Below are 22,684 nucleotides of genomic sequence, written 5' to 3'. Positions count from 1 at the left end.
GGGCGCAACCCGCATCAACTCGAACCGCCCGTCCGCCGAGACGCCCGGAAAGCCTTCAGATCACGCGCTAGGCGGATCCATAGCAGGATGATCCCGGTGATCACGATGCTCAGGGTGAGGAAGGTCGTGATGATGATCAGCGGATGGTTGAAGTTCTCGCCGGTCTTCCAGTCCATGATGTGGAGCCGCCAGAAGAAGTCATAGAACCGCCAGACGCCCGAGCGGCGCGTCACGACCTCTCCGGTGGCCGGCGACAGATAGAAGGTCGTCCGTTCGCGGTCGGCGAAATCGACCCTCCAGAGCGGTCCTGTCCGGCCGGTTTCCTGAGGCGCCGTGGCCAGCAGCACGGCGTCGGACACCTTCGCCTCGCCCTTGTAGCCCGTCCGGGCGAACGCCGAGGCCTCGCCAGCGGACATCGGCCCGAACGGAAGGCCCGTGACGGCGGACACGACGACGGGCTCTCCGTCCGCCGGTTTCAAAGTCCAGGCGGGTCCGCGCGGCGTCGTGCGCAGCTCCGCCTCGACAGGGGCCACGCCCGCGCGACGGGCCACGACGGCGAGGGTCGGAAGAGCTCCAACCTCAAGCAGAGCCGGCTTGAGTTCGGCCGCGCGATGTTCGCTACGCACCGTCTCGATCGGAATGACGGTCATGACCAGACCGCCGCCGACCCAGAACAGAACCTGCAGCCCCACCACGAGGGCGACCCATTTGTGAAGCTGGGTCGACAGCCTGAGAACCTTCATGGAACGAACCCGACTAGCCGTGACGCGCGAAGACGCGTGTGCCGCCGCCCTCGAGGATCAGCAGGGTCTCATAGGGCTCGCGCTGGCCGTCCGGCGTCTCCATGCCCGGCGACCCCAGGGGCATCGCCGGAACCGCCAGGCCCACGGCCTTGGGACGCTCGGCCAGAAGCCGTCTCACGTCCTCGGCCGGCACATGGCCCTCCAGAACATAGCCCCCGATCAGGGCGGTGTGACAGGACGCGAGGGCTTCGGGCACGCCCTGGGTGCTGCGGATCGAGCGGAGACTGGGAAGCTCGCTGATCCGCGCCTCGAAGCCCGCGGCGCGCATGTGATCCACCCAGGCCGTGCAACAGGCGCAGGTCGGCGTCTTGTAGACGGCGAGCTCGTTCGACGCGCGACCGACCGGGGCGCAGGCCGCGACCGCCAGGGCGCCCGTTCCCATGGCGATGAGACTGCGGCGTGAGAGTGGAATGGACTGGGACCCCATGAGACCTCAAGAAAACGATGTGCAAACGGCGCTGACCGTCGCGGTCGCGCTCAGGCCGCCGGACGGAAAGGCCGCGCCGAGGAATGATAGATGTCGAACCTCCACTCGTCACCTCGCTTGCGCAGGACGCTGGTCGCGGCGCCGCGGCGTTCTATGGGAGCTCGCGCGCCGTCCTTGAAGGTGATGTGGTAGGTGTAGGTCTCGCTTACGAAGGCCGTATCGCCATCGACCTCGATCTTCATGTCGTGGTCGCGGAAGTCGAACCCGGCGAGATCGGCGAACTCAGGACCCAGATGGTGCTCCAGATAGTAGGCGAACGATCCCTCCACGCCGCCGTTCTCGAAGATTTCGGAGTCGGACCAGAACAGGGCCGGCGTCTGCGACACATCCATCCGCTCGATGGCGGTCTTGTAGGCGGTGACCACGGCGCGGACCTGTTGTTCGTCCGCGGTCTGGGCCTGCGAGGCGGTGGCGAGGAGAGCGGCGACCGCCAGTCCGGCGAAGGTTGAACGAAACATCGTGGGCGAGGCTCCTGTTTGCCGGCCGCGAAAGGTGTGTCGGACGGGCGTGGGTGAAAAAACGAGAAGGTTGAACGACGGCGCGGCCTTCAGAACATCAGATGTCTCACGCCGTGGGTCAGCATGCCGCCCAAGAGGCCGTTGATCACGACGGCGACGGCGGTGAGCGTCAACAGGCCGATGTAGACTCTCTCGCGCCCGGGCCCCGGCCGGCGGACCCAGTGCTCCTTCGCCCACCAGCTAAGGAGGCCCAGCGCGGCGATCGAAGTGCCGAGCCATCTGTGAGAGGCGTGGGTCGCGTCGTCCCGTCCCGGCATCCCCATGGCGAACCAGCCCAATGCCACTGCGCCGACCGCGGAGATGGCCGCCAAGGCGATGATGACGCGCGTGCCCTGGGTCAGGACCGGACGCCGGAGGGTCAGGGCGGCGATCTCGAGGAGGGCGGCGACGAGGAACAGGGCGATCGGAAAATGCACCGCGGCCGGGTGCATGGCGCCGAGCCAGCGGTACAGGCGCTGCGGCATGGGTTTCGGACCCTCGTCCGCCATCATGGCCCCGTGGTCCATGTCGGTCGCCATGCCGGGCATGGCCGTCATGTCCGATTGCGGCCCCTCGGCGGTCGATGCGGCGCTCTGGCCGCGAACCGCCGGGGCGTCATGATCCTCGTGCGCGATCGCGGGCGCGCTCACCGACAAGGCGAGCGCGAGTCCCAATGCCGGGAAAAATCCGCGTGATGTCATAAACCCTCTCCACTCCTGTCCCTTCTGCTATCTACGCAGCGCGAGGTCCGCTCCCTCGCCCGAGGGATGTCACGGTCTTGGCCGTAGTAGGATGTAGGGGCGCAAGGAGAGTGTTCGATGTCGCTTAAACTGGATGACATTCTGGCCGAGTCCGCGATGACGCCCATCGGCCGGTCGCTCGACGGGCTCGAACCGCTGGTCTGGAGCCGGGTCGAGACGCTTCGCGGCGAAAGACTGGCCACGCAGGTCCGTCTCGGCGCGGTCGCCGTGGCCCTCGCCACCGGTCTGACGGCGGGCGGCGTCGGCGCGGCCGCCGCGCCGAGCCCGCCGGGAGAGATGGCCATCTTCACGGTCGATGCGGGCCTGTCGCCTCTGGTGAGACTGGAAACCGGGCGGTGATGCGCGGCTGGCGCGCGATCGTCCTGACGGCCGTGCTGGCGGCCGTCGCCAGCGGCGCGGGCACCTGGATCAGCGCCAGCTGGGTGCTGAGCCGGCGCGAGCCGCCGTCCCTGCACGACATCGTGCACCACGATCTCAAGCTGTCGCCTGACCAGTTGACGCGCATCGAGGCGGTCGAGGCCCGGTTCGCAGCGCGTCGGCCCGCGCTCGAAGCCGATGTCCGCGCGGCCAACCTCGAGCTGGCGCGCGCGATCGAACAGAGCGACGGCGACGGTCCCCCGGTTCAGGCCGCGGTTGACCATTTCCACGTCGCCATGGGCGCCCTTCAGAAGGAGACGATAGCCCACGTCTTCGAGATGCGGTCGGTGCTGACCCCTGTCCAGGCCGAGGTCTTCGACGACCGCATCGTGGCGGCTCTCGCGCCCGACGAAGGCTAGCGTTCCGGGTGGAGAGTCCAGCGAACCTGTCAGCGCGCGCCGCCGGCGGCGATCGGGCGGCCTTCGGCGCGCTGATGCAGCAGACCAAGACGGCCCTGTTCCGCTTCGTCCGGCGCTATGTCGGCGACGAACAGGATGCGTGGGATCTGTTGCAGGAGACCTATGCGGCGGCGTGGATCAACATCCGCCGCTATGACCCGACCCGGCCCTTCGAAGCTTGGATCCGGACCATAGCGCTCAACAAATGCCGGGACTGGAGCCGCCGCCGGTTCGTCCGACGCCTGATCCGGGGCGACGTCGATCTGGCATCGCCGGAAGCCTTGGCCGTGGCGAACGGCGACGAGCCGGCGGATGAACGGATGGAGGCCGGCGACCGACTCGCCCGTCTGAACGAGGCGATCAGCCTTTTGCCGCCGCATCTCAAGGCCCCGCTGCTGCTCACCGCGATCGAGGGGCGCAGCCAGGCGGAAGCGGCCGAAATTCTCGGCGTGACCGTCAAGACGGTGGAGACGCGCGTCGCGCGCGCCCGTCGCAAGCTGTTCGATGTCCTGGGCGGCGCGGGCGACGTCCCGCCGGCTCCGAAATGACGCGGATGAAGGCCGGACGGCGAGGGCTGCGGCGCTCGCCCGCGTAAACCAGTATGAAGGCGTCGATGGAAATACCTGACCGTCGCCCTCTTATCAGGAGCTTGCCACATGAGATTGCCGATCCTCGCCGCGGCCGCGGCGGTCACCCTGGGCGCCTGCCAGCCCGCCGCCGAGCCTCAACCGGTGGACGCCGAGCCGACGCCGGACGCTTCAGCGATGGCTCCGATGGAAGCCGTGCCGGCCGCAACCCCCGAGGCGACGCCGCCGCAGGCCGCCACGCCCGCCCCTGCCGCATCAACCCCGGCCGCGCCTCCCAAGGCATCGGCGCCCCGCCCGGCCCCCCGGCCCGCGCCCGCGCCAGAGCCGACACCGCCGCCTGCCGATCCGATGGCCGGCCATGACATGTCGAAGATGGACGGCATGACCATGCCGCCCAAACAGTAGTTCGCTTGAAGTCCAGGAGTTTTCGATGAACCGTTCAATACTCGCCACTCTCGCCGCCCTCGCGGCCTTCGCTCCTCTGTCGGCCGCCCAGGCCCAGAGCCAGTCGCATGCCGGCATGTCGGCGCAGGACCACGCCGCCATGCAGGCGCCGGCCAATGGCGTGGCGACCACTCCGGCGGACAACGCCATGCTGTCCTCCGCCCCGACCACCTTCTCGGCGACTTTCCCGCACGCCATGGTCCTGACGTCCCTTCGCCTGACCGGCGGACCGTCGAACCAGGCGGTCGATGTGGCCCTGTCAGCGGAGGCTGCACCCGCGGTCACCGTCAGCGCCCCGCTTCCGGCCCTCGCGCCCGGCACCTACGCCGCCGCCTGGACCGCGAAGGGCGCCGACGGCCATCAGATGAACGGCGTCGTCCGTTTCATGGTTCACTGAGGAGGCGGCCTCCCGCCTCCTGAGGGGCCGAAACCGAAGTGGGGAACGCCGCGCGGCGAGCCGCGCGGCGTTTTTCTTGCGCGATCGGATCGTCGATCTGGCGCACCTCGATCGCGGGCGGCTTAAAAGCGACGCGGCGGTATCCCGCACGCCGAACCCTTCATTCACGCTGAGTGTGAAGCGCAGGCAGACAACGCGCCAGGCCCGTCAAGGTCCTGACCACCACGTCGGCGTCGCTGCGACGGGGTTCGGCCTCAAGGGCCCGTTCCGGATCATACAGCACGGTCCGACAGCCCAGAGCCTTGGCCGGACGGATGTCCCATTCGAGGCTGTCGCCGATCACGCAGACCTCGGGAGCCTCGACGGCCAGGGCGGCGAACGCACGCCTGAACGCGTCGGGAAAGGGCTTTCCCACGCCGACTTCGCCCTCGATCTGAATGTGATCGAAATACGGTTCGAGACCGAACCGTTCGATCTTGGCGCGCTGCAACGGTCCGGCGCCGTTGGTGAGAAGCGCGAGGCGATAGCCCGCGTCGCGCAAGTCGAGCAGCAGGGCCTCAGCCCCCGCCTCGAGCCGCATCTCTTCGTCCCGCCGCCGGCTGAAGGCGTCGGCGAGGCTCGAGACCGTTTCGCAAGCCGGTGCGGGATGGCCTTCCCGAAGCAGGGTCTCGAAGGCCGCTGTCGCGATGAGGCGCCGCGCGTGTCGTGGGTCGGCGCGACCCAACTCATGACACCGCGGGTCGCGCCAGAACGCCTGCCCGGCCCGCGTGAGCGCCTGCGCCGCGATATCCGGGGCGAGGCCGCCCAGCTCGGCTTGCATCATCAAGCAGACGCTCCGCCAGGCCAGATCCGGCCGGCGGTAGGCCGAGAGCAGGGTGTCGTCGAGGTCGATGACCACGGCCGAGAGGGGCCGCGGCCTCACCGAGACCTCCCCGTCCTTTCCAGCCGCCGAGACCGGGGACGCCGCGCCTCGGCGACGATCCGCGACCGCCTATCGGGGCCAAGGATCAGACGAGGCCCGCCGCCGCCGACCTTCGCTAGAACCACGTCCGGATGCCGACGACGAGGCGCGTGTCTTCCGAGCTTCGCCCATCGGCTTCGAGGAAGTCCGCCGTATTCCCGAAGCTCTTGGTCCATTCCAGGCCGACATAGGGGGCGAACTCCTTGTGGAATTCGTACCGCAGCCGAGCCCCGATCTGGATCGACGTCAGGCCGGATCCAATCCGGAGCTCGGGGATGTCCTCGGCCGACAGCACGACTTCAGCGCGAGGCTGCACGATCCAGCGGTTGGTGATCCGCTGATCGTATTCGGCCTCCGCCCTCGCCGTGAGTTCACCCTTGTTGGAGAGGAAGGCCGCCGCATCGACCTCGAACCAGTAGGGCGCGAGGCCCTGAACGCCCACGACCAGATCGGTTCGATCGCCCTCCGGACGGTAGGTCTGTCGCAGACCCGTCTGGAAGTCGAAGAAGGGCCGGAACGCCCGGCTGTAAAGGGCCTGGATCTCGGCTTCCTCGACCTCGCCGTCGAAGTCGCCCTCGACTTCCGACTTCCACCAGAAGCGGTTGATGTCGCCGCCGGTCCAGCCCTGCGCGTCCAGCGCGTAGCCTTCTTCGCCGTCTCCGAAACTCGCTTCGAGCTGGTCGATGATCACCGCGGTGGTCCGCACGTCGCCATTCTCGACGCGAAGCTGTTCGCGGGCCGCCGCCATCTCCGCGGGATCGAACAGGGTATCGGCGGCGTGAGCGGGGCCGCTGGTCGCCCCGGGCGGAACGGGCATTTCCGGAGGGCGTCCCGGGTTGTCCGCGCTGGTCGGCACGTCGGGCGGCATCGCCATGGTCGACATGTCATGACCCGGGGGCATCTGCCCCATGGTCGACATGTCATGTCCCGCCGGCATGGCCGGCGCTGGCGCGGTCTGGCCCATCGTCGACATGTCGTGCCCGGCGTGGGGATCCCGCTGACCGGCGGCGGCCGGCTGTTGGCCGCTCTGCATGGTCGACATGTCGTGGCCCGCCGGCATGGCCGGCGCGGGCGCGGTCTGGCTCATCATCGCCATGTCGTGCCCGGCGTGGGGATCCGGCTGACCGGCGGCGGCCGGCTGTTGGCCGCTCTGCATGGTCGACATGTCATGTCCCGCCGGCATGGCCGGCGCGGGCGCGGCCTGCCGCATCGTCGACATGTCGTGCCCGGCGTGCGGGTCCGCCTGGCCGGCGGCGGCCGGCTGCTGGCCGCTCTGCATGGTCGACATGTCATGTCCCGCCGGCATGGCCGGCGCCGGCGCGGTCTGGCCCATCGTCGACATGTCGTGCCCGGCGTGCGGATCCGCCGACGCCGGCGCGCGCTCGGGCACGGCGCCGGTCGGGCAGACCGGCGCCCCGGACGTTCCGACGCGGGACGGATCCGCCGTCGGCGCGCCGCGCCGGACGCAACCGGCGGGCAGCTGGACGGCGGGCTGGACGGCGTTAGCCGCCGCGCCGTGCCCGGCGTGGCTCTGCGCGAACACCGGGGCGGCCGAGGCCGCGAGGAGCAGAGGGACGAGACCCACGGACCGACGGATCATGACGAGGCTCCTGTCATCGGGCGGACGGTGACGACGTTGAACATGCCCGCGTGCATGTGCATCAGCATGTGACAGTGGAAGGCCCAGTCCCCGGGATTGTCGGCGGTCAGGTCAAAGGTGACCTTGCCGCCGGGGAGAACGTTGACCGTATGCTTCAGCGGTTGGTGGCCCGCCGGTCCGCCGGTCACCAGTTCGAAGAAGTGGCCGTGCAGGTGGATGGGGTGGGCCATCATGGTGTCGTTGACCAGGGTCACCCTCACCCGCTCGTTCCGCTCAAAGCGGATCGGCTCGACCAGTTCGCTGAACTTTCTTCCGTCGAAGCCCCACATGAACCGCTCCATGTTGCCGGTCAGGTGGATCTCCATGGTCCGCGATGGGGGACGCTGGTCCTTGTTGGGCGTCAGCGAGACCAGGTCGGTGTAGACCAGCACGCGGTGGGGTACGTCGGCCAGTCCCGTCGGGCGCTCGCCCATGCGGTTGGCCGGCGCCATGGCGATGGCGTCCACGCCGACCCCCACCGCCATGTCCGGCGGCGCGTTGGCGGGATCGCGCATGCTCATGCCGGCCATGGAACCGTGGTCCATCCCGGTCATCGCACCCGTGGACTGGGTCGCCATGGCGCCGTGATCCATCCCGGCCATGGCGCCGCCGGAGGCGCCGGTCATGGCGCCATGATCCATCCCCGCCATGGCGCCGCCCGGCTGGCCTCCCATCGAGCCGTGGTCCATGCCGCCCATCCCGCCCATGTCCCCCATGCCCATGTCCTTCATGGTCAGGTTTGGAACCTCGCGGAGCGGCGGAACCTCGGCGGTCATCCCCAGGCGCGGAGCAAGGGTCGCCCGCCCCATGCCGGAACGGTCGATGGCCTCGGATACGATGGTGTAGGCACGATCTTCCGTCGGCCGGACGATGACGTCGTAGGTCTCCGCCACCGAAATCTGGAACTCATCGGTCTCGACCGGGCGCACGTTCTCGCCGTCGGCCTGGACCACGGTCATCGACAGGCCGGGGATGCGGACGTTGAAGATCGACATGGCCGAGGCGTTGATGATGCGCAGTCGCACCCGTTCGCCGGGTCGGAACAGGCCGGTCCAGTTCTCCTGCGGGCCGTGTCCATTGATCAGATAGGTGTAGGTCGTCCCATTCACGTCGAGGATGTCGCGCGGGTCCATCCGCATCTGGCCCCACATGCGCCGTTCCTCCAGGCTCATGCGGTCCTCGCCGGAGAAGAGGCCCGCCAGGGTCGTGCGCTGCCGGTTGAAGTAGCCGGGGCTCTTCTTCAGCTTGTCGAGGATTTCGTGCGGATGCATGAAACTCCAGTCCGACAGGACCAGCACATGCTCGCGGTCGTAGGCGACCGGATCGGCGCCGGCCGGATCGATGACGATCGGCCCGTAGTGGCCGAGCGCCTCCTGCAGGCCGGAGTGGCTGTGATACCAGAAGGTGCCGGACTGCCTGATCGGAAACTCGTAGACGAAGGTCTCGCGCGGCTTGATGCCTGGGAAGCTGATCCCGGGCACCCCGTCCATCTGGAAGGGTAGAAGAATCCCATGCCAGTGGATCGAGGTGTCTTCGTCCAGGGTGTTCGTCACCGCCAGACGGACGTTCTGGCCTTCGCGCAGCCGCAACACCGGCGCCGGCAGCACGCCGTTGATGGTCGTGGCCGTCGCGGTGCGCCCGTTCACGGTGAAGGGCGTCTGACCGATGGTCAGATCGATATTCGGCCCAGTCAGGGTAGGCAGGTCCGACCGCAGCCCCGGCGAGCCCGTCTGCGCCCAGGCGGGCATCAGGCCCTGCAAGGCGGCGAGACCGCCGCCCGCGACGGCGCCGCGCAGCAGCAGTCGACGATCCAGCTTCATAAGATACTCCTCAAAGTCAGAACCGCGCCTCGGCGAGGCGACGATCTATAGGGTTTTACGCAGGCGACCCGGTCGGCCCTCGCGACACGCTGCCGCAGAGCCGACCGGGCCGGAAACTCCCGTCGCCTGGCGCTGGATCAGCGCCTCGCCAGGATGGCTTTCATCTGGGCGATCTCCCTCTCCTGGGAGCTGACGATCTCCTCGCACAGACCCAGCACTTCCGGATCCGTCAGCGAGGCCTGCTGACACATCAGGATGGCGCCGGAATGGTGCGGGATCATCGATTTCAAGAACTCGGTGTCGCCCACCGCCGCCTGGGTCCGCATGCCGTAGAAGCTCACCGCGAACACCAGGGCGGCGGCTCCGCCGATCAGAAGGTTGGTCCGTTTCGACGGATACATCGATCGCATGAAGATCAGCATGAGGATGGCCATCGGCGACACCATCATCAGCGTCATGTAGACGTTGTTGAGGTTGAAATAGAAGTGATTGAGGGACGCGATCATCGTGTACATCACCAGGTACATGATGATGAAATCCACGATGAGCTCGACGCCGAAGGAACGGTAGCTCCCCTTCATCGAGTCCATCGTCTTCATCTTTGAGTCCATCGTCTTCATCTTTTCCATGGATCGGTCCTTTCGCGACAACGCTCTTCAATCACATTCCGATCGCCAATCAGGCGGCGCCGGCCGGATGGGAGTCCAACCAGGCGCGCAACTCGGCGATGTCGGCGGTCTGCATCTCGATCGTTTTCTGCGCCATGCGCCGGATGTCGGCGTCCTGACTTTCGCGCAACACCACCTGGGCCATGTCGAGGGCGCCCTGGTGATGCGCGATCATCTTGCGAGCCCAGGTCTGGTCCGTGTCGGCCCCGGTCGCGGCCATCATGGCGTCCTTCATCTCGGCCTCGGCCGTCGCGTATGGATTTTCCGCGCTTCCGCCTGGAGCCGCCGCGCCGGCGGCGGCGCCCACGTTCGTTTCAAGCCAGCGCCGCAGCTCGGCGATGTCGCCGGGCTGCATCTCGATGGTCTTCTGGGCCATGCGACGGATATCCGCGTCCTGTGTGTCCCTCAGCACGATCTCGGACATGTCCAGCGCGCCCTGGTGGTGAGGGATCATCTTGCGGGCCCATGTCTCGCCCGCATCCGCGCCCATGGCGGACATCATGGCCTCGTGCATCTTGGCCTCGGCGGCGGAGAACGGAGTCTGCGCCATGGCCATCGGCTCCTGCGTCTGAGCCGAGGCTTCGGCCTCCGTGTTCGGCGGCGGTTCCGCCGCCGGGCTGCAGGCCGCCAGAACGAGAGCGGAACAGCCGGCGACCAAGAGAGACGTGCGGGTGAAAGTCGGGGTGAGCATAGGGAGTCTCCGCTTGAGGGGGTCGCCGGCGGATCGCCGGACGGCCAGACGATCGATGCGTCCGACAACGTTGCGGCGGGTGCGAGTTTGGTCCCTTGCCCCGACTGCCCACGCCGGACATCGTCCAGCGTAATCCGGCCCCGGAGCCACGGTTCCGCCGTGATTAAATATTCCCGAACGCCGTTGGATCAGGCGAGGGATCGGTCGCCGGAATGCGTATTGGCGCCCGCCGCGGCTCTCGTCTGCGACGGCCTTCTGGCCATGGGACGTCCATCAGAGTCGGACGGCCCGGAGCCGCAGCGCGTTGGCGATCACACTGACGGAGGACAGGGCCATCGCCAACGCCGCCAGGGCCGGCGATAATAGGAGGCCGGAGACCGGGTAGAGCAGTCCCGCCGCGATCGGAATGCCGAGGGTGTTGTAACCGAAGGCGAAGACCAGGTTCTGGCGGATGTTGCTCATCACCGCACGGGACAGTTTGCGCGCCCGGACGAGGCCCTGGAGATCGCCGCCGAGAAGGGTGACCCCGGCGCTCTCGATCGCGACGTCCGAGCCGGCGCCCATGGCCACCCCCACGTCGGCGGCGGCCAGGGCCGGGGCGTCGTTCACACCGTCTCCGGCCATGGCGACGATCCGACCCTCCGCTCTCAGCCGCTCGACGACCGCCGCCTTGTCCTGGGGCAGAACCTCGGCCTGAACGTCGTCTATGCCGAGCCGGCGCGCCACCGCCTCCGCCGTTGTACGGTTGTCGCCGGTCATCATCACCAGACGCAGCCCCGACGCCTTCAGATCGCGGATGGCCTCGGCGGTCGTCGCCTTGACCGGATCGGCGATGCCCAGCACGCCGGCCGCAGCCCCGTCCACGGCGACGAAGATGGCGGTCGCGCCGTCTTGGCGAAGCGTATCGGCCCCGGCTTCCAGAGGCCCGACGTCGACGCCGATCTCGGCCAGATAGCGGCTGTTGCCGAGCGCCACGCGGCGGCCGTCGACGACCCCGGTGACGCCGCGCCCGACGGGGCTGTCGAAGTCCGACGCCTCGGACAGAACCAGATTTTGGTCGCTCGCCGCCCGAACGACGGCGTCCGCCAGCGGATGCTCGCTGCTCCGCTCAAGACTGGCGGAAAGTCTCAGAAGCTCGGCCTCGTCGAACCCGTCGGCTGGCCGGACGGCCGTCACCGAGGGGCGCCCCTCCGTCAGGGTGCCGGTTTTGTCGAGCACCAGGGTGTCCACCTTCTCGAAGCGCTCCAGCGCCTCGGCGTTCTTGATGAGCACCCCGGCGTGAGCGCCGCGCCCCACCCCGACCATGATGGAGATCGGCGTGGCCAAGCCCAGGGCGCACGGACAGGCGATGATCAGCACGGAGACCGCGGCGACGAGGGCGTAGGACAGCCGCGGTTCGGGGCCGGCCAGGCCCCAGACGATCGCGGCGAGAACGGCGATCCCGATCACGGCCGGAACGAACCAGCCCGACACCTTGTCGGCCAGCCGCTGGATCGGCGCGCGGCTGCGTTGGGCCTGCGCCACCATCTGGACGATCTGCGCCAGGAGGGTGTCGGCGCCCACCTTGTCGGCTCGCATGACGAACGAGCCGGTCTTGTTGAGCGACCCGGCGACGACCTTGTCGCCGACGTCCTTGGTCACCGGCATGGATTCACCCGTGACGAGGGACTCGTCGAGGGTGACCCGGCCGTCCAAGATCTCTCCGTCGACCGCCACCTTCTCGCCGGGACGGACGCGCAGCCGATCTCCCACAGCGACCAGATCGAGGGTGACGTCCTCATCGCCGCCGTCGTTGCGGACGCGCCGCGCGGTCTTCGGGGCGAGGTCCAGCAGGGCCCTGATGGCCCCCGACGTCTGTTCGCGCGCCCGAAGCTCCAGGATCTGGCCGACCAGCACCAGGACGGTGATGATGGCCGCCGCCTCGAAATAGACCGGCGCGCTGCCGTCCATCCGCCGGACCGCCGCCGGGAACAGATGCGGCGCCAGAACCGCGACCACGCTGTAGATCCAGGCCGCACCGACGCCGATGGCGATCAGGGTGAACATGTTGAGGCTGCGATTGCGGATGGACGCCCAGCCCCTCTGGAAGAACGGCCAGCCGGACCACAGCACGACCGGCGTCGCCAGGGCGAACTGGATCCAGTTGGAGGTCTGGCCCGGAATCCGCATCGCCAGCCCGGTCAGATGGCCGCCCATTTCAAGCGCGAAGACCGGCAGCGTCAGAACCGCGCCGATCCACAGGCGACGGGTGAAGTCGATCAGTTCGTGATTGACCGGAGCCTCGGCGGTGACGGTCTCCGGCTCCAGCGCCATGCCGCAGATCGGACAGGAGCCCGGTCCCTCCTGGCGCACCTCGGGATGCATCGGACAGGTGTAGATCGCACCGGGCGTGACGGGAGCCGGTTCGGGCAGCTCGCCGAGATAGCGATCCGGATCGTCCACGAATTTGGTCCGGCAGCCCGCCGAACAGAAGACATACTCCTCCCCCGCGTGGGCGGCCCCATGCGCCGTGGTCGCCGGATCGACGGTCATGCCGCAGACCGGATCGATCGCCTGGGCGCCGGCTTGAGGCGTCTTGTTCGAACAACAGCCGTGACCGGCGGGATGGGAATGGGATGACGTAGCCATGACGGCTCCTCAGACAACCTCACTAACAAATATACTCCACAGGGGTATCGCGCAAGGTGTGACGGTGAGGTAGGATCGAACGGTCGGAACGAGGAACAGGATGCAGACCGAGATCAAGCCGAAGGTGTTGAACCGCCTGAGCCGCATAGAGGGACAGGTGCGTGGTCTTTCCAGAATGGTCGAGGAGGACCGCTACTGCATCGACGTCCTGACCCAGCTCCAGGCCGTTCGGGCGGCGCTGTCGCGTGTCGAGGGCCAGGTCTTGAAGGACCACATGGATCACTGCGTCATGGGCGCGATCGCGGGTGACGATCTCGCCGACCGCAAGGCCAAGGCGTCCGAACTGATCGAACTTCTCGGCCGCGCTTCCCGCTAGCCGGGGACGGACTCCCGGCGTTTGGTCGCCAGGCCCGGCGGTCGGCCTGGACATCCTCTCGTCTGGCTGAGGGACATGACATGTCTTGGGGGCGGCCTCACCCAGAGCCGCAGCGGTCCAGGCTGGCAAACCGGCCGAGGGCATGCCGAGCCCCGAGCCAGACTTGGACGTCCCGTATGACCGGCCGGCCCCGTCTGGCGTCGCGCATGAGGGATGTTCCCGCCCGATGCGTATCTCAATATGGCGGCGGTGCTGATCCGCCGCCCTTGGGGGGCCATCGCGAATGACATCCGTACCGCCGACCCGAGACGGCTATCCCGCCGATCTCAGGGCCCTGACCAGTCTGCGCGCCTTCCTCGCCTTGGGGGTGGTGCTGTTCCATTATCAGCTCCAATGGGATCCGGCCCTGGGCTTCAGCCCGATCATCGAGCGAAGCCGGCTGGCGGTGGACGCCTTCTTCATGCTGTCGGGCTTCATTCTGGCGCACGTCTACGGTCCGGCCTTCGCGAGCCGCGGTTTCAGTTACCGGCGTTTCATCGTCGCCCGGCTCGCGCGGCTTTATCCCCTGCACGTCGCGGTTCTGACGGGCGCCTTGATCATGGTGCTGGGCGCGACCGCCGCCGGCGTCCGCTTCGACGCCGAGGGCTACGGGCCGCTGGCCTTCTTCCAGACGCTGTTTCTCATCCAGGCCTGGTTTCCGACCGATGCGGAGTTGAACTGGAGCGGCCCGAGCTGGTCCCTGTCGGCGGAATGGTTCGCCTATCTGCTGTTCCCCGCCTACGCCTGGCTGGCCCTCCGTCTGCGAGCGCGGCCGTGGGTGCTGCTGGGGATCGGGGCCGCGGCGTTCGTCGCCCTCGACGCCTTCTACGTCCAGGCGTTCGGCAAGGTCCTTCCGCGAGCTGAGGACTCCCTCGGCATTCTCCGGATCGTCCCCGAATTCCTGGTCGGCATGGCGCTCTACGGGCTGGGCCATCGCTGGCGCTGGAGCCCGCCCGTGGCCGCCGCGGCCGCCCTGTCCACGACCGTCCTGCTGCTGGGCGCGATGCAGCTGTCACTGGACGATCGCACCATCGTCGCCCTCGCCGCCCCCGTGATTCTGACCTGGTCCCTGCTCGCGCGGGCGGATTGCGAGGGCCCCCTCGCCGCCCCGGGCCTTGTCTTCGCCGGAGAAGCGTCCTTCGCCCTCTATCTGGTGCACATGCCGGTGATCGTGGCCTGGAAGGGCGTCGTGGCCGAACTGCGCGGCATCGACAGCACCTTCCGCATCACGCCGGTCGAACTGATCGGATTGTTCATCGCCACGGCCCTGATCGCGGCGGCGCTGCATCTGCTCGTCGAAAAGCCCGGCCGAACCTGGATAAGGCGCCGGTTCGACAGGCGTCGCGACGAGCTCGCCCCGGCCGCGCTCAGCCCGCCGGCGCTCCGTGAGCCTGACGACCGCTGAGCCGACCGGTCTCTTCGCCCTTCGCGACGGCCGTCCGCTCGTTGGCGATGACACCGCCGTCGTCGAGAACCGGCCGATCCCGACCTCCGATCGACCCGTCGCGAGGACCTCCGTCGCGGATAAACCGCACCGTCTCCGTTCGGAGATGCGGCTCGGCCACGAAGCCGGCGTCCGCCAGGGCGAGATGCTGTGGCGTCGCGGGCGCGCCGCGCTCAGGTTTCCACCAGCCCTCCGTCGCCGCAGCCTTCGGAAGAAGGCCGCTGATGATGCGTTCGATATCGCGGAACGTTAGCACCACTTCGGTCCGCCTTTGACGCCGCAGATAGGTTGCGAGGGGCGCGTATTTGGCCATGAACCTCTTTTCCTCTCGCCGCCCCGCAGGTCAAGCGCTGCTCGGCCCCTGCGATAGCCACGAAGAAGCCAACACCAGGCTGGCTAGATGCGAGTGCGATTGACTCGCAACAAGGCCTGTGGTCAGACGCCCTCCCTGTCGTTCCCCTGAAGAGCTCCATGTCCCCTCGTCTCCTCGCCACCGTCGCCCTCCTGCCGCTGCTGCTGGCCGCGCTTCCCGCGGCGGCCCAGGAGGGGCCCACCCCGGACGCGACGCTTTTGGACGAGGTGGTGGTCACCGCCTCCCGGATCGAGACCCCGCGCTCCGCGATCGCCGCCACGGTCGAGCTCATCGACGCCGAGGCCATCGTCTAGCAGACGGCGCTGGCCGCCTCGGCCGTCGATACGGTGGCGGCCCTGGTGCCCTCCTTCTCGCCGACGCGGCAGAAGCTGTCGGGCTTCGGCGAGACCCTGCGCGGACGCTCGCCGCTCTATCTCGTCGACGGCGTGCCGCAGTCGACGCCGCTGCGCGACGACAGCCGCGACGGCTACACCATCGATCCCTTCTTCATCGACCGGGTCGAGGTCATCTTCGGCTCCAACGCCATCCAGGGCATCGGGGCCACCGGCGGGGTGGTCAACTACGTCACCGCCCGCAAGCCGTCCGAGGCGGAGGGCCTGACCGGGCGGATGATGGCCCAGGTCACCACCGACGACGAGCTGCAGGGCGACGGCGTCGGCGCCAAGATCGCCGCCATCGGCGGCCGTGACTTCGGCGCCTTTGACCTGACCGTGGGCGCGGCCTTCGAGACCCGCGGCGCCTACTATGACGCTGACGGCAGCCGCGTCGGCTTCGACGGCGCCCAGGGCGAGGTCCAGGACTCGCAAGCCGTCTCGCTGCTTGCGCGCGGTGGCTGGGACCTGGGCGGCGATCGCCGGCTGGAGGGCTGGGTCAACCGCTTCGATCTGGAAGGCGACGGCGACTATGTGACCGTGGCGGGCGACCGGGCGACGGGCGTCCCGACCACCGCCGTGCGCGGCGCGGCGCCGGGCGAGCAGCCCTCGAACGCGGTGACCACTGCGGCCCTGACCTACACCGATCGCGACCTGTTCGGCGGCGTCCTGCGGGCCCAGGTCTTCGCCCACGATTACCAGGGCGTATTCGGCGGCGGCAGCTTCCCGGACTTCCAGGACCCCCGCATCGCCACGGTCGGGACCCTGTTCGACCAGTCGGCCAACAACTCGGAAAAGCTGGGCTTCAAGATCGACTGGCAGGGCCAGGTTCCCGGTCTGGCGGGCCTCAAGGCCCTGGTCGGCCTCGACGGCCTGCGCGACCGGACCTATCAGGAACTGATCCTGACCGGGCGCAACTGGGTGCCCGAGACCGCCTACGAGAGCCTGTCGCCCTTCCTGCAGCTGAACCAGTCGGTCCTGGCGGGCCGCCTCAGCCTGTCGGCGGGCGTGCGGCGTGAATCGGCGAAGCTTAAGGTCGACGACTTCCAGACCCTATACGCCTACGGCCCTCAGACGGTGGCGGGCGGCGAGCCGGGCTTCGAGGAGACGCTGTTCAATATCGGCGCCGCCTTCGAGGTGACTCCGGCTCTCCTCGTCTACGGCTCCTTCGCCCAGGGCTTCACCATGCCGGACGTCGGTCGGGTGCTGCGCGGCATCAACCGCCCCAATCAGGACGTCGACACCTTCCTCAACGTCGAGCCGGTGGTGTCGGACAACACCGAGGTCGGGGTCGAATACCGCGGCGCGCGCGTCGAGCTGTCCGCCGCCGTGTTCCGGTCCGAGGCCGAACGCGGCTCGCTGCTGAACCGCCTGCCCTCGGGCATCTTCGAGGTGCAGCGCCAGGCCACGCGGATCGATGGACTGGAGCTGAAGGGACTATGGCGCGCCACGGACGCCCTGACCCTTGGCGGCAGCTACGCCGCGCTGGACGGCCAGAGCGACAGCGACGGCGACGGCGATCTGGACCGCGACCTGAACGGAGCGAACATCTCGCCCGACCGCCTGCTGCTGTGGGGCGAGTACGAGACAGGCCCGATCGCCCTGCGCCTTCAGGCCCAGACCTATCTCGCACGCGACTTCGACGGCGAGCCCGCGGCCAACGGCTTCGAGGGCTATACGGTGCTCGACGCCGTGGCCCGCTACGAGGCGGGCTTCGGCACGGTGTCGCTGGGGGTGGAGAACCTGCTGGACGAGCAGTACATTTCCTATTTCTCGGACACACAGGGGCCGACCGACAATCTGCGCTTTTTCGCCGGTCGCGGGCGCACGGCCACCGTGACCCTGACGCGGAGCTTCTGAGCCGGTGATGGGCGCGATCCGCACGCTCCACGCCTGGGCCGGGACCGCCCTCTCGATCCTGGCCGTGGTGTTGGGCCTGACGGGATCGTTGCTGGTGTTCGAGGACGACTGGATCCGCGCCACCGTCCCCGCCGCGCGCGCCGAGATCGATCTCGATGCCGCCCGTCTGGGTGCGGCGCTGGACCGGCTCGAGGCAGCCGAGCCCCGCCTCACCTCGGTGGTCCTGCCGGGCGGGGCGGTCGGCGTTCACCGGCTCTACCTGGCCGAGGACGGTTTCGGCTACGCCGACCCCGACGGCAAGGTGGTGGACCGCTGGTGGGGCCCGGCGCGAGCCGAGACATGGATCTTCGACCTTCACCACGAGCTGCTGGCCGGTCACACCGGCAAGCTGGTTGCCGGCGGCGCCGGCCTGACCCTGGCGGTGATGATCCTGACCGGCCTGATCGTCTGGATTCCCGCCTGGCGCGCCACCGGCTGGCGGGTCTGGCCCCGCTCGGGGGCCCGGCGCGAACTGATCGGCAGCCATCGCAATCTCGGCCTGATCTTCGCCATCCCGCTGGTCGTCTTCAGCATCACCGGTGCGGCCATCGTCTTTCACGGCACGACCCAGGCCCTGCTGGGGGCTGTCCCGACGCCGCCGGCGCCGGTGGTCGGGACCGGGGACGTCGACTGGGCCCACGCCCTGACAGAGGCCCAGGCCCGCTTCCCCGAAGCGATCCCGCGCATGGTTGTCCGCCCCGCCGCACCGGGCAAGCCCGCCACGATCCGTCTGAAGCAGCCCGGCGAGTGGCATCCCAACGGCCGCACCACCGTGACCATCGATCCGGCCACCAGCCGGGCGGTCGCGACCTCCGACGCCAACGCCCTGCCGACCGGCGTCCGGGCCTACAACGCCTTCTACCCCCTGCACGCCAGTTCGGTCGGCGGCTGGCTCTATAGCGCGGTGACGGCGCTCAGCGGCGTCGCCATGGCGGCCCTGGGGGTGGTCGGCGCCTGGGCCTTCCTCGGAAAGCCCCGACGCCGCTCGCCTCGATCGAAACCGACCCGCTGAGGACAAGCGGGCGAGGGAGCGGAAGGGTTTGCCGGATTCCCGGGTCTTGCCCTCCGCTGGTCGCCACTCGAGGCCTGATGCACTCACACCGCCCCGCGCGAACCCCTACGCGCGACCACCGGCGGCAAGGCCTCGTTCACCGTGTCGGGCAAGCCTTCCTTGGCGCCTGTGGGGGGATGATGGCTGGATGACGGAAGATCCAGCACCCCCGGAGCGCCGACGCCCGCCGCCGATCGCGCGCGGCGGCTGGCTCGACCTTCTGCGTTTCGTCGTGGGGGCGATGATCGTCCTCTATCACTTCCGCGAGGCCGCTCCGATCCCCTTGCCGCTCTTCCATCCGGTCTTCGACCGCGGCTATCTGCTGACCGACTTCTTCATCATCGACTCCGGCTACGTTCTCGCCCGCGTCTACGGCGAGCGGCTCGCGAACCGGCGAATTCCGCTTTCCGTCTTCTACCGTCAGCGATTTCTCAGGGTGGTTCCGGCCCACATGACCGTCAGCCTCGCCCTGGCGGGGCTGGTGCTGACGGCGGCGATCCTGGGCCAAACACCCAGCCACCCGGAATGGTTCGACTGGTCCCGGTTTCCCGCCCAGTTCTTTCTGGTGCAGGCCTATGGGGTGCCGGGCGGAGAGGGATGGAACGCGCCGACCTGGACGCTCTCGGCGCTCCTGGGCTGTTACGTCAGCCTGCCCTTCCTCGCTCGCGCGGCGCGCGGCCTGTCCCCATGGCTGATCCTCGCTCTTGGGGTGGGCGGGCTGCTCGCCGCCAACCTGTCCGCCCACGCCGCCTTCGGGTTGCCGATCTACGAGATGCCGTTGCGCCTCGGCTTCCTGCGGGCCTTTCCGCTGTTCGCCCTCGGCGTCGCCGTGGCTCTGTTCGCCCGGCAGGTCTATTGCCCGCCCCGTCTGGCCGCCGGTCTGGGCGGTTCCGCCGTGGTCGCTGTGGCGGGTCTGCAGGCTCTGGGACCCCATAATCTGGCGACCCTCGGCCTCCTGACCGTCATCATCTTCGCCACCGGGGCCTTGCCGGTTCGGAGCCCGTCCAGGCTGGTCGAGCACCTCGCTTTGATGGCGTTCGCGATCTTCCTGACCAACGAAGTGATCCGGATCGTGTGGTTCGGCGTGCTCGACGCCGTCGATTGGCGGAGTTGGAGTCCGTCAGTGCAATGGACCGCCTGGGCGGTCGGCCTGGCCGCGGCTTTCGGCGGCGCCGCCGTCTTCCGCTACGCCTTCGACCGACCGACCCAGGCCTGGTTCAATCGTCCGCAGTCGGGGTCGCGATCGACCTCCCCCGCGGCCAAGTCTCCCGTTCCCGCGCTGTAGGCCGATCCTTCACAAAAGCTCGGCGAGGTTCACATCATGGCGGCGGGGGGCGCCTGGGTGCCCATGATCGCCACGATCAGAAGCAGCAGGGCCGCCAGCACGGTCTCCAGCGCCAGGCTGCGCCGCAGGCGGCGCAAGGCGAGCGGACGGGCGTGATCGTCTTCGAGCGCCGATCCGAGATGCGGGGTCAGGACAAAGCGGTTCGAGGCCGCTAGGGCCAGCATGCCGGCGAACAGGACGAGTTTCAGGATCAGAAGAACGCCGTAGGGCGTCGTCAACAGGCTCCCGAGCCGGCTGAACCCGATCAGATAGGCGCTGTTCACCAGACCCGTGATCGTCAGCAGGACGACGGCGAGCGTTCCCAGACCGGCGAACCCCTCCAGGGCGGCGTGAGTCACCGGCGCGCCCGCCGCGTGCCCGTGGCGGGTCCGCAGCATCAGGAACAACGCGACCAGACTGCCGAGCCAGAGTCCGGCGGCGAGCGCGTGAACGACATCGGCGATCAGATGCGGCCAGCGGCCCGCGCCTTCCGTCGCCGCGCCGTGACCGGTCCAGGCCAGGCTGGCGCTGACCACAGCGCCGACGACGGTCAGCACGATCCAGCCGCCGCGTCCCGGTTTCAGACTGATCAGCAGAACGGCGGCCAAAAGGGCCATCGCCGCGCGAACCAGGAAGCCGACGCCCAGGCCCGTGCCGAATGCCACGTAGGACAGCGACTCCGGCTTCAGCGCCTCGGTCAGCGATCCCGCCATCACGGCGGTTTGGACCACGAGGTTGGCGAGAGCAGCCAGGACGGTCGCCACGGCGGCGACCAGCAGCGTCGTTCGCGGCCACCTTTCGGCGGCCGCGTCCGACATGGGCATCCTGAACGCGAAGAACAGGGGGACGCCAAACAGCAGGACGGCGCCGATGTACTGCCCCAGCCTCAGCAGGACGACCGTTGTCTCCATCTGATCAGCGGACCGAGAAGTTGGTGGACCCCGTCATCCGGTGCCCGTCCGGAGACGCCACCCGCCAGTTGACCACGTAGGCCCCGGCCGCCAACGGCCTCGCCGGAGCGCCCGAGATCGTCTTGCCGTCCTCGGACACCCGTGTCTGGACACGGATGGTCGCGCCCGCCGCATTGACGAGATCGAAACCGGAGAAGGCCGGCGCCACGCGCTCGCTGAAGGTGAGGCTGATGGTGCGCGGCGCCGCGACCGCAGCGCCGGCGGCCGGCGTGGCGCTCACGAGACGCGCGTGTGCATCCGCCTGACCGGCGACCAGGGAAAGCGCCGCGACGGTCGCGGCGAGCGATGCGATTTTGAAACGGGTCAACTCAAACTCCTAGGAAGGGACGCCCCTACTGTCTCTTACGCGGCACGCGCCCCCGCCCCTCACGAAATGAAACTGAAGCCGGCCGGCCCCCGACAAAAACACTCGACGGCGGGTTCATCCACAAACTCGGCTTCAGGGATTTAAACCGGATCAGTTGGTGGCGGCCGGCAAGCAGAGACACATCTACCAAGGGAAGGCCGGACAAAGTGAGTCACGGTCCAGTCGCGCTTCGGCACAGCGGGTCCGCTCAACCGCTGTCACCGGCAGGGCGCCGGTCTGGACGACAACGCCTTGTAGAGGCGCCGCCGCGTCGCAGACCGCAGGTCGCTAAGCGCCGCCTCGCCGATCGCCTAGACGCGGAACTCGAGCATCACGCGAGAATTCGCCGATTACTGCTCGTCGGCGCATAGTCGAAAGTTCATGCGCTTCGGGGCCCACCAGCGCCTGCGTAAACGCTAGCAGTCGGTTCAACCGGTCACTGGATATCCCGCGAGCCTTACCCATCAGTTCGCAACGCGCCATAACGACAGGCACCACAGGCCCGCCGCAGACTGTGAACCCGATCCTCAAGAATCGAAGGAACAGGGCGCCTGAGAACCACGCGGGGTAGAGGCTGGTGCGCCACGGCGCCTGCGCTATCCGACCTGCCGGTCTGCACACATTGGTTTGGGCTCTCTTCCGACGAAGCGCACCGTCTCCGCTTTCAGATCGACTTCAGCTGCGAACCCTGCCGAACCCGAGCCTACTTCTGCGGCGCGCCATCGGCGTCGTCTGCGCCGTGCGACCGCCAGCCTAGGTCACTAGACGCCTTCGGCCGAAGACCGCCGATGATCCGTTCGATGCCGCAGAAGCTTAGTCGCACTCGGTTTTGCGCCGCCGTCGCAAATCACCCGCCAACGGATCATGCCTTCCGTACCCCCATTTCGGCGACGCCAGCGGCGAGGGTCAACCTTGAGGGGTGTTTGGTTTGAACCGTTCCCGAAACGTCGGGTAAGCTGAAACCATCGTCACCCAGGCTCGCAGTTGGAGCAGTTTCTTGACGGCGCTTTCGGACACCATCCAGTTCACAGTCATTCGAGGCGAAGGCGATTGGCGCGTCCTCCGCGATGGCCGAGACGCCGGCCACTTCGATTTCAGCGTCGACGCCATCGAGTCAGCCCTGGTCCGCGCTACCACGTTGATCGAAAAGGGCGAGACCGTCGAAGTCTTCGTCCAGGACGCGGCAGGCCAGCTTAGACAGGTCGATCCTGTCGGTGGCGAGGTACTGCACTAACGTCCTCGACCGTCGTCGAGCGCCGATATCCGGTCTTCTGCACCTCTTCGAGCAATCC

26 protein-coding genes are annotated in these 22,684 nt (G+C 68.4%); 12 read left to right on the top strand and 14 right to left on the bottom strand.

Annotated features, from left to right (window positions below; genetic code table 11):
- Positions 1-14: 14 nt before the first annotated feature.
- The 4 genes from A4249_RS03340 to A4249_RS03325 all read right to left on the bottom strand — a co-directional run bounded on the left by A4249_RS03340 (position 15) and on the right by A4249_RS03325 (position 2,488).
- The gene (locus A4249_RS03340) at positions 15-743 is read right to left on the bottom strand and encodes a PepSY domain-containing protein (RefSeq protein ID WP_066551051.1); all 729 of its coding nucleotides are present in this window, start codon (positions 741-743) and stop codon (positions 15-17) included.
- A gap of 13 nt (positions 744-756) precedes the next feature.
- A complete protein-coding gene (locus A4249_RS03335) occupies positions 757-1,230 on the bottom strand; it encodes a DUF411 domain-containing protein (RefSeq protein WP_082382653.1) in 474 nt (157 codons plus the stop codon).
- A gap of 50 nt (positions 1,231-1,280) precedes the next feature.
- Complete coding sequence (locus A4249_RS03330) at positions 1,281-1,748, bottom strand: YybH family protein (protein ID WP_054765336.1); 468 nt, start codon at positions 1,746-1,748, stop codon at positions 1,281-1,283.
- Between the two features lie 89 nt (positions 1,749-1,837).
- Positions 1,838-2,488 carry a DUF2231 domain-containing protein gene (locus A4249_RS03325; RefSeq protein ID WP_156494624.1) on the bottom strand — a complete coding sequence of 217 codons (651 nt, stop codon included), beginning with the start codon at positions 2,486-2,488 and terminating at the stop codon, positions 1,838-1,840.
- Between the two features lie 117 nt (positions 2,489-2,605).
- On the opposite strand from A4249_RS03325, the gene A4249_RS03320 reads away from it, so the two are divergent.
- The 5 genes from A4249_RS03320 to A4249_RS03300 all read left to right on the top strand — a co-directional run bounded on the left by A4249_RS03320 (position 2,606) and on the right by A4249_RS03300 (position 4,791).
- Positions 2,606-2,887 carry a hypothetical protein gene (locus tag A4249_RS03320; protein ID WP_066551049.1) on the top strand — a complete coding sequence of 94 codons (282 nt, stop codon included), beginning with the start codon at positions 2,606-2,608 and terminating at the stop codon, positions 2,885-2,887.
- The gene (locus A4249_RS03315; protein ID WP_066551043.1) at positions 2,887-3,324 is read left to right on the top strand and encodes a Spy/CpxP family protein refolding chaperone; all 438 of its coding nucleotides are present in this window, start codon (positions 2,887-2,889) and stop codon (positions 3,322-3,324) included. The genes A4249_RS03320 and A4249_RS03315 overlap by 1 nt, the downstream gene beginning before the upstream one ends.
- Before the next feature lie 8 nt (positions 3,325-3,332).
- Positions 3,333-3,911, top strand: a complete 579-nt coding sequence (locus A4249_RS03310; protein WP_054765333.1) for an RNA polymerase sigma factor — start codon at positions 3,333-3,335, stop codon at positions 3,909-3,911.
- A gap of 108 nt (positions 3,912-4,019) precedes the next feature.
- Positions 4,020-4,355, top strand: a complete 336-nt coding sequence (locus A4249_RS03305; protein WP_066551041.1) for a hypothetical protein — start codon at positions 4,020-4,022, stop codon at positions 4,353-4,355.
- A gap of 25 nt (positions 4,356-4,380) precedes the next feature.
- On the top strand, positions 4,381-4,791 hold the full coding sequence (locus A4249_RS03300) for a copper resistance CopC family protein (RefSeq protein ID WP_066551038.1): 411 nt from the start codon (positions 4,381-4,383) through the stop codon (positions 4,789-4,791).
- 160 nt (positions 4,792-4,951) lie between these two features.
- Here A4249_RS03300 and A4249_RS03295 read toward each other — a convergent pair whose 3' ends face one another.
- The 6 genes from A4249_RS03295 to A4249_RS03270 all read right to left on the bottom strand — a co-directional run bounded on the left by A4249_RS03295 (position 4,952) and on the right by A4249_RS03270 (position 13,198).
- A complete protein-coding gene (locus A4249_RS03295; protein WP_066551037.1) occupies positions 4,952-5,689 on the bottom strand; it encodes an HAD family hydrolase in 738 nt (245 codons plus the stop codon).
- 139 nt (positions 5,690-5,828) lie between these two features.
- Positions 5,829-7,352 carry a copper resistance protein B gene (locus A4249_RS16230; RefSeq protein WP_231868761.1) on the bottom strand — a complete coding sequence of 508 codons (1,524 nt, stop codon included), beginning with the start codon at positions 7,350-7,352 and terminating at the stop codon, positions 5,829-5,831.
- Positions 7,349-9,211, bottom strand: a complete 1,863-nt coding sequence (locus A4249_RS03285) for a copper resistance system multicopper oxidase (protein ID WP_066551035.1) — start codon at positions 9,209-9,211, stop codon at positions 7,349-7,351. Before A4249_RS03285 ends, A4249_RS16230 begins: the two co-directional genes overlap by 4 nt.
- A 137-nt stretch (positions 9,212-9,348) precedes the next feature.
- Positions 9,349-9,840, bottom strand: a complete 492-nt coding sequence (locus tag A4249_RS03280) for a DUF305 domain-containing protein (RefSeq protein WP_224761373.1) — start codon at positions 9,838-9,840, stop codon at positions 9,349-9,351.
- 49 nt (positions 9,841-9,889) lie between these two features.
- Positions 9,890-10,570: a DUF305 domain-containing protein gene (locus A4249_RS03275; protein WP_066551031.1), complete on the bottom strand. Its 681-nt coding sequence runs from the start codon at positions 10,568-10,570 to the stop codon at positions 9,890-9,892.
- Positions 10,571-10,843: 273 nt separating this feature from the next.
- Complete coding sequence (locus A4249_RS03270) at positions 10,844-13,198, bottom strand: heavy metal translocating P-type ATPase (protein WP_066551029.1); 2,355 nt, start codon at positions 13,196-13,198, stop codon at positions 10,844-10,846.
- 100 nt (positions 13,199-13,298) lie between these two features.
- Between A4249_RS03270 and A4249_RS03265 the strand changes: the two genes are divergently transcribed.
- Together A4249_RS03265 and A4249_RS03260 are read left to right on the top strand one after the other, a co-directional pair.
- Complete coding sequence (locus A4249_RS03265) at positions 13,299-13,574, top strand: metal-sensitive transcriptional regulator (protein WP_066551027.1); 276 nt, start codon at positions 13,299-13,301, stop codon at positions 13,572-13,574.
- A gap of 283 nt (positions 13,575-13,857) precedes the next feature.
- The gene (locus tag A4249_RS03260; RefSeq protein WP_066551024.1) at positions 13,858-15,018 is read left to right on the top strand and encodes an acyltransferase family protein; all 1,161 of its coding nucleotides are present in this window, start codon (positions 13,858-13,860) and stop codon (positions 15,016-15,018) included.
- On the opposite strand, the gene A4249_RS16725 is transcribed toward A4249_RS03260, so the two are convergent.
- Positions 14,981-15,370, bottom strand: a complete 390-nt coding sequence (locus tag A4249_RS16725) for a hypothetical protein (RefSeq protein WP_066551023.1) — start codon at positions 15,368-15,370, stop codon at positions 14,981-14,983. The two genes, A4249_RS03260 and A4249_RS16725, sit on opposite strands and share 38 nt — an antisense overlap.
- A gap of 158 nt (positions 15,371-15,528) precedes the next feature.
- Between A4249_RS16725 and A4249_RS16495 the strand changes: the two genes are divergently transcribed.
- The 4 genes from A4249_RS16495 (at position 15,529) to A4249_RS03240 (ending at position 20,036) form a co-directional block, all read left to right on the top strand.
- The gene (locus tag A4249_RS16495) at positions 15,529-15,723 is read left to right on the top strand and encodes a hypothetical protein (RefSeq protein ID WP_156494622.1); all 195 of its coding nucleotides are present in this window, start codon (positions 15,529-15,531) and stop codon (positions 15,721-15,723) included.
- 45 nt (positions 15,724-15,768) lie between these two features.
- Positions 15,769-17,661 (top strand): TonB-dependent receptor, encoded by a 1,893-nt coding sequence (locus A4249_RS03250; protein WP_156494621.1) that lies wholly within the window; start codon positions 15,769-15,771, stop codon positions 17,659-17,661.
- Positions 17,662-17,668: 7 nt separating this feature from the next.
- A complete protein-coding gene (locus tag A4249_RS03245; RefSeq protein ID WP_066551022.1) occupies positions 17,669-18,712 on the top strand; it encodes a PepSY-associated TM helix domain-containing protein in 1,044 nt (347 codons plus the stop codon).
- Positions 18,713-18,899: 187 nt separating this feature from the next.
- The gene (locus tag A4249_RS03240) at positions 18,900-20,036 is read left to right on the top strand and encodes an acyltransferase family protein (protein WP_066551020.1); all 1,137 of its coding nucleotides are present in this window, start codon (positions 18,900-18,902) and stop codon (positions 20,034-20,036) included.
- A 29-nt stretch (positions 20,037-20,065) separates the two neighbouring features.
- On the opposite strand, the gene copD is transcribed toward A4249_RS03240, so the two are convergent.
- The 3 genes from copD to A4249_RS17135 form a co-directional block, all read right to left on the bottom strand.
- On the bottom strand, positions 20,066-20,986 hold the full coding sequence (gene copD / locus A4249_RS03235) for a copper homeostasis membrane protein CopD (RefSeq protein WP_066551019.1): 921 nt from the start codon (positions 20,984-20,986) through the stop codon (positions 20,066-20,068).
- Positions 20,987-20,990: 4 nt separating this feature from the next.
- The gene (gene copC, locus A4249_RS03230) at positions 20,991-21,353 is read right to left on the bottom strand and encodes a copper homeostasis periplasmic binding protein CopC (RefSeq protein WP_066551017.1); all 363 of its coding nucleotides are present in this window, start codon (positions 21,351-21,353) and stop codon (positions 20,991-20,993) included.
- Positions 21,354-21,680: 327 nt separating this feature from the next.
- Positions 21,681-22,013 (bottom strand): chromate transporter, encoded by a 333-nt coding sequence (locus tag A4249_RS17135; RefSeq protein WP_082854037.1) that lies wholly within the window; start codon positions 22,011-22,013, stop codon positions 21,681-21,683.
- A 376-nt stretch (positions 22,014-22,389) separates the two neighbouring features.
- Here A4249_RS17135 and A4249_RS03225 point away from each other — a divergent pair, with 376 nt between their 5' ends.
- Entirely contained in the window at positions 22,390-22,626 is a 237-nt protein-coding gene (locus tag A4249_RS03225; protein ID WP_066551015.1) for a hypothetical protein, read from the top strand.
- Positions 22,627-22,684: the final 58 nt, after the last annotated feature.

This window comes from Brevundimonas sp. GW460-12-10-14-LB2, assembly GCF_001636925.1.
GTDB classification, from domain to species: Bacteria; Pseudomonadota; Alphaproteobacteria; order Caulobacterales; family Caulobacteraceae; genus Brevundimonas; species Brevundimonas vesicularis.
The sequence above is the reverse complement of the archived record's forward strand: the minus strand, read 5'-3'. Positions and strand labels throughout refer to the sequence as shown.

Coding starts and splice junctions, on each gene's coding strand:
- A4249_RS03340 (WP_066551051.1), bottom strand. CDS start 743: ATGAAGGTTCTCAGGCTGTCGACCCAGCTTCACAAATGGGTCGCCCTC.
- A4249_RS03335 (WP_082382653.1), bottom strand. CDS start 1,230: ATGGGGTCCCAGTCCATTCCACTCTCACGCCGCAGTCTCATCGCCATG.
- A4249_RS03330 (WP_054765336.1), bottom strand. CDS start 1,748: ATGTTTCGTTCAACCTTCGCCGGACTGGCGGTCGCCGCTCTCCTCGCC.
- A4249_RS03325 (WP_156494624.1), bottom strand. CDS start 2,488: ATGACATCACGCGGATTTTTCCCGGCATTGGGACTCGCGCTCGCCTTG.
- A4249_RS03320 (WP_066551049.1), top strand. CDS start 2,606: ATGTCGCTTAAACTGGATGACATTCTGGCCGAGTCCGCGATGACGCCC.
- A4249_RS03315 (WP_066551043.1), top strand. CDS start 2,887: ATGCGCGGCTGGCGCGCGATCGTCCTGACGGCCGTGCTGGCGGCCGTC.
- A4249_RS03305 (WP_066551041.1), top strand. CDS start 4,020: ATGAGATTGCCGATCCTCGCCGCGGCCGCGGCGGTCACCCTGGGCGCC.
- A4249_RS03300 (WP_066551038.1), top strand. CDS start 4,381: ATGAACCGTTCAATACTCGCCACTCTCGCCGCCCTCGCGGCCTTCGCT.
- A4249_RS16230 (WP_231868761.1), bottom strand. CDS start 7,352: ATGATCCGTCGGTCCGTGGGTCTCGTCCCTCTGCTCCTCGCGGCCTCG.
- A4249_RS03285 (WP_066551035.1), bottom strand. CDS start 9,211: ATGAAGCTGGATCGTCGACTGCTGCTGCGCGGCGCCGTCGCGGGCGGC.
- A4249_RS03280 (WP_224761373.1), bottom strand. CDS start 9,840: ATGGAAAAGATGAAGACGATGGACTCAAAGATGAAGACGATGGACTCG.
- A4249_RS03275 (WP_066551031.1), bottom strand. CDS start 10,570: ATGCTCACCCCGACTTTCACCCGCACGTCTCTCTTGGTCGCCGGCTGT.
- A4249_RS03270 (WP_066551029.1), bottom strand. CDS start 13,198: ATGGCTACGTCATCCCATTCCCATCCCGCCGGTCACGGCTGTTGTTCG.
- A4249_RS03265 (WP_066551027.1), top strand. CDS start 13,299: ATGCAGACCGAGATCAAGCCGAAGGTGTTGAACCGCCTGAGCCGCATA.
- A4249_RS03260 (WP_066551024.1), top strand. CDS start 13,858: ATGACATCCGTACCGCCGACCCGAGACGGCTATCCCGCCGATCTCAGG.
- A4249_RS16725 (WP_066551023.1), bottom strand. CDS start 15,370: ATGGCCAAATACGCGCCCCTCGCAACCTATCTGCGGCGTCAAAGGCGG.
- A4249_RS16495 (WP_156494622.1), top strand. CDS start 15,529: ATGTCCCCTCGTCTCCTCGCCACCGTCGCCCTCCTGCCGCTGCTGCTG.
- A4249_RS03245 (WP_066551022.1), top strand. CDS start 17,669: ATGGGCGCGATCCGCACGCTCCACGCCTGGGCCGGGACCGCCCTCTCG.
- A4249_RS03240 (WP_066551020.1), top strand. CDS start 18,900: ATGACGGAAGATCCAGCACCCCCGGAGCGCCGACGCCCGCCGCCGATC.
- copD (WP_066551019.1), bottom strand. CDS start 20,986: ATGGAGACAACGGTCGTCCTGCTGAGGCTGGGGCAGTACATCGGCGCC.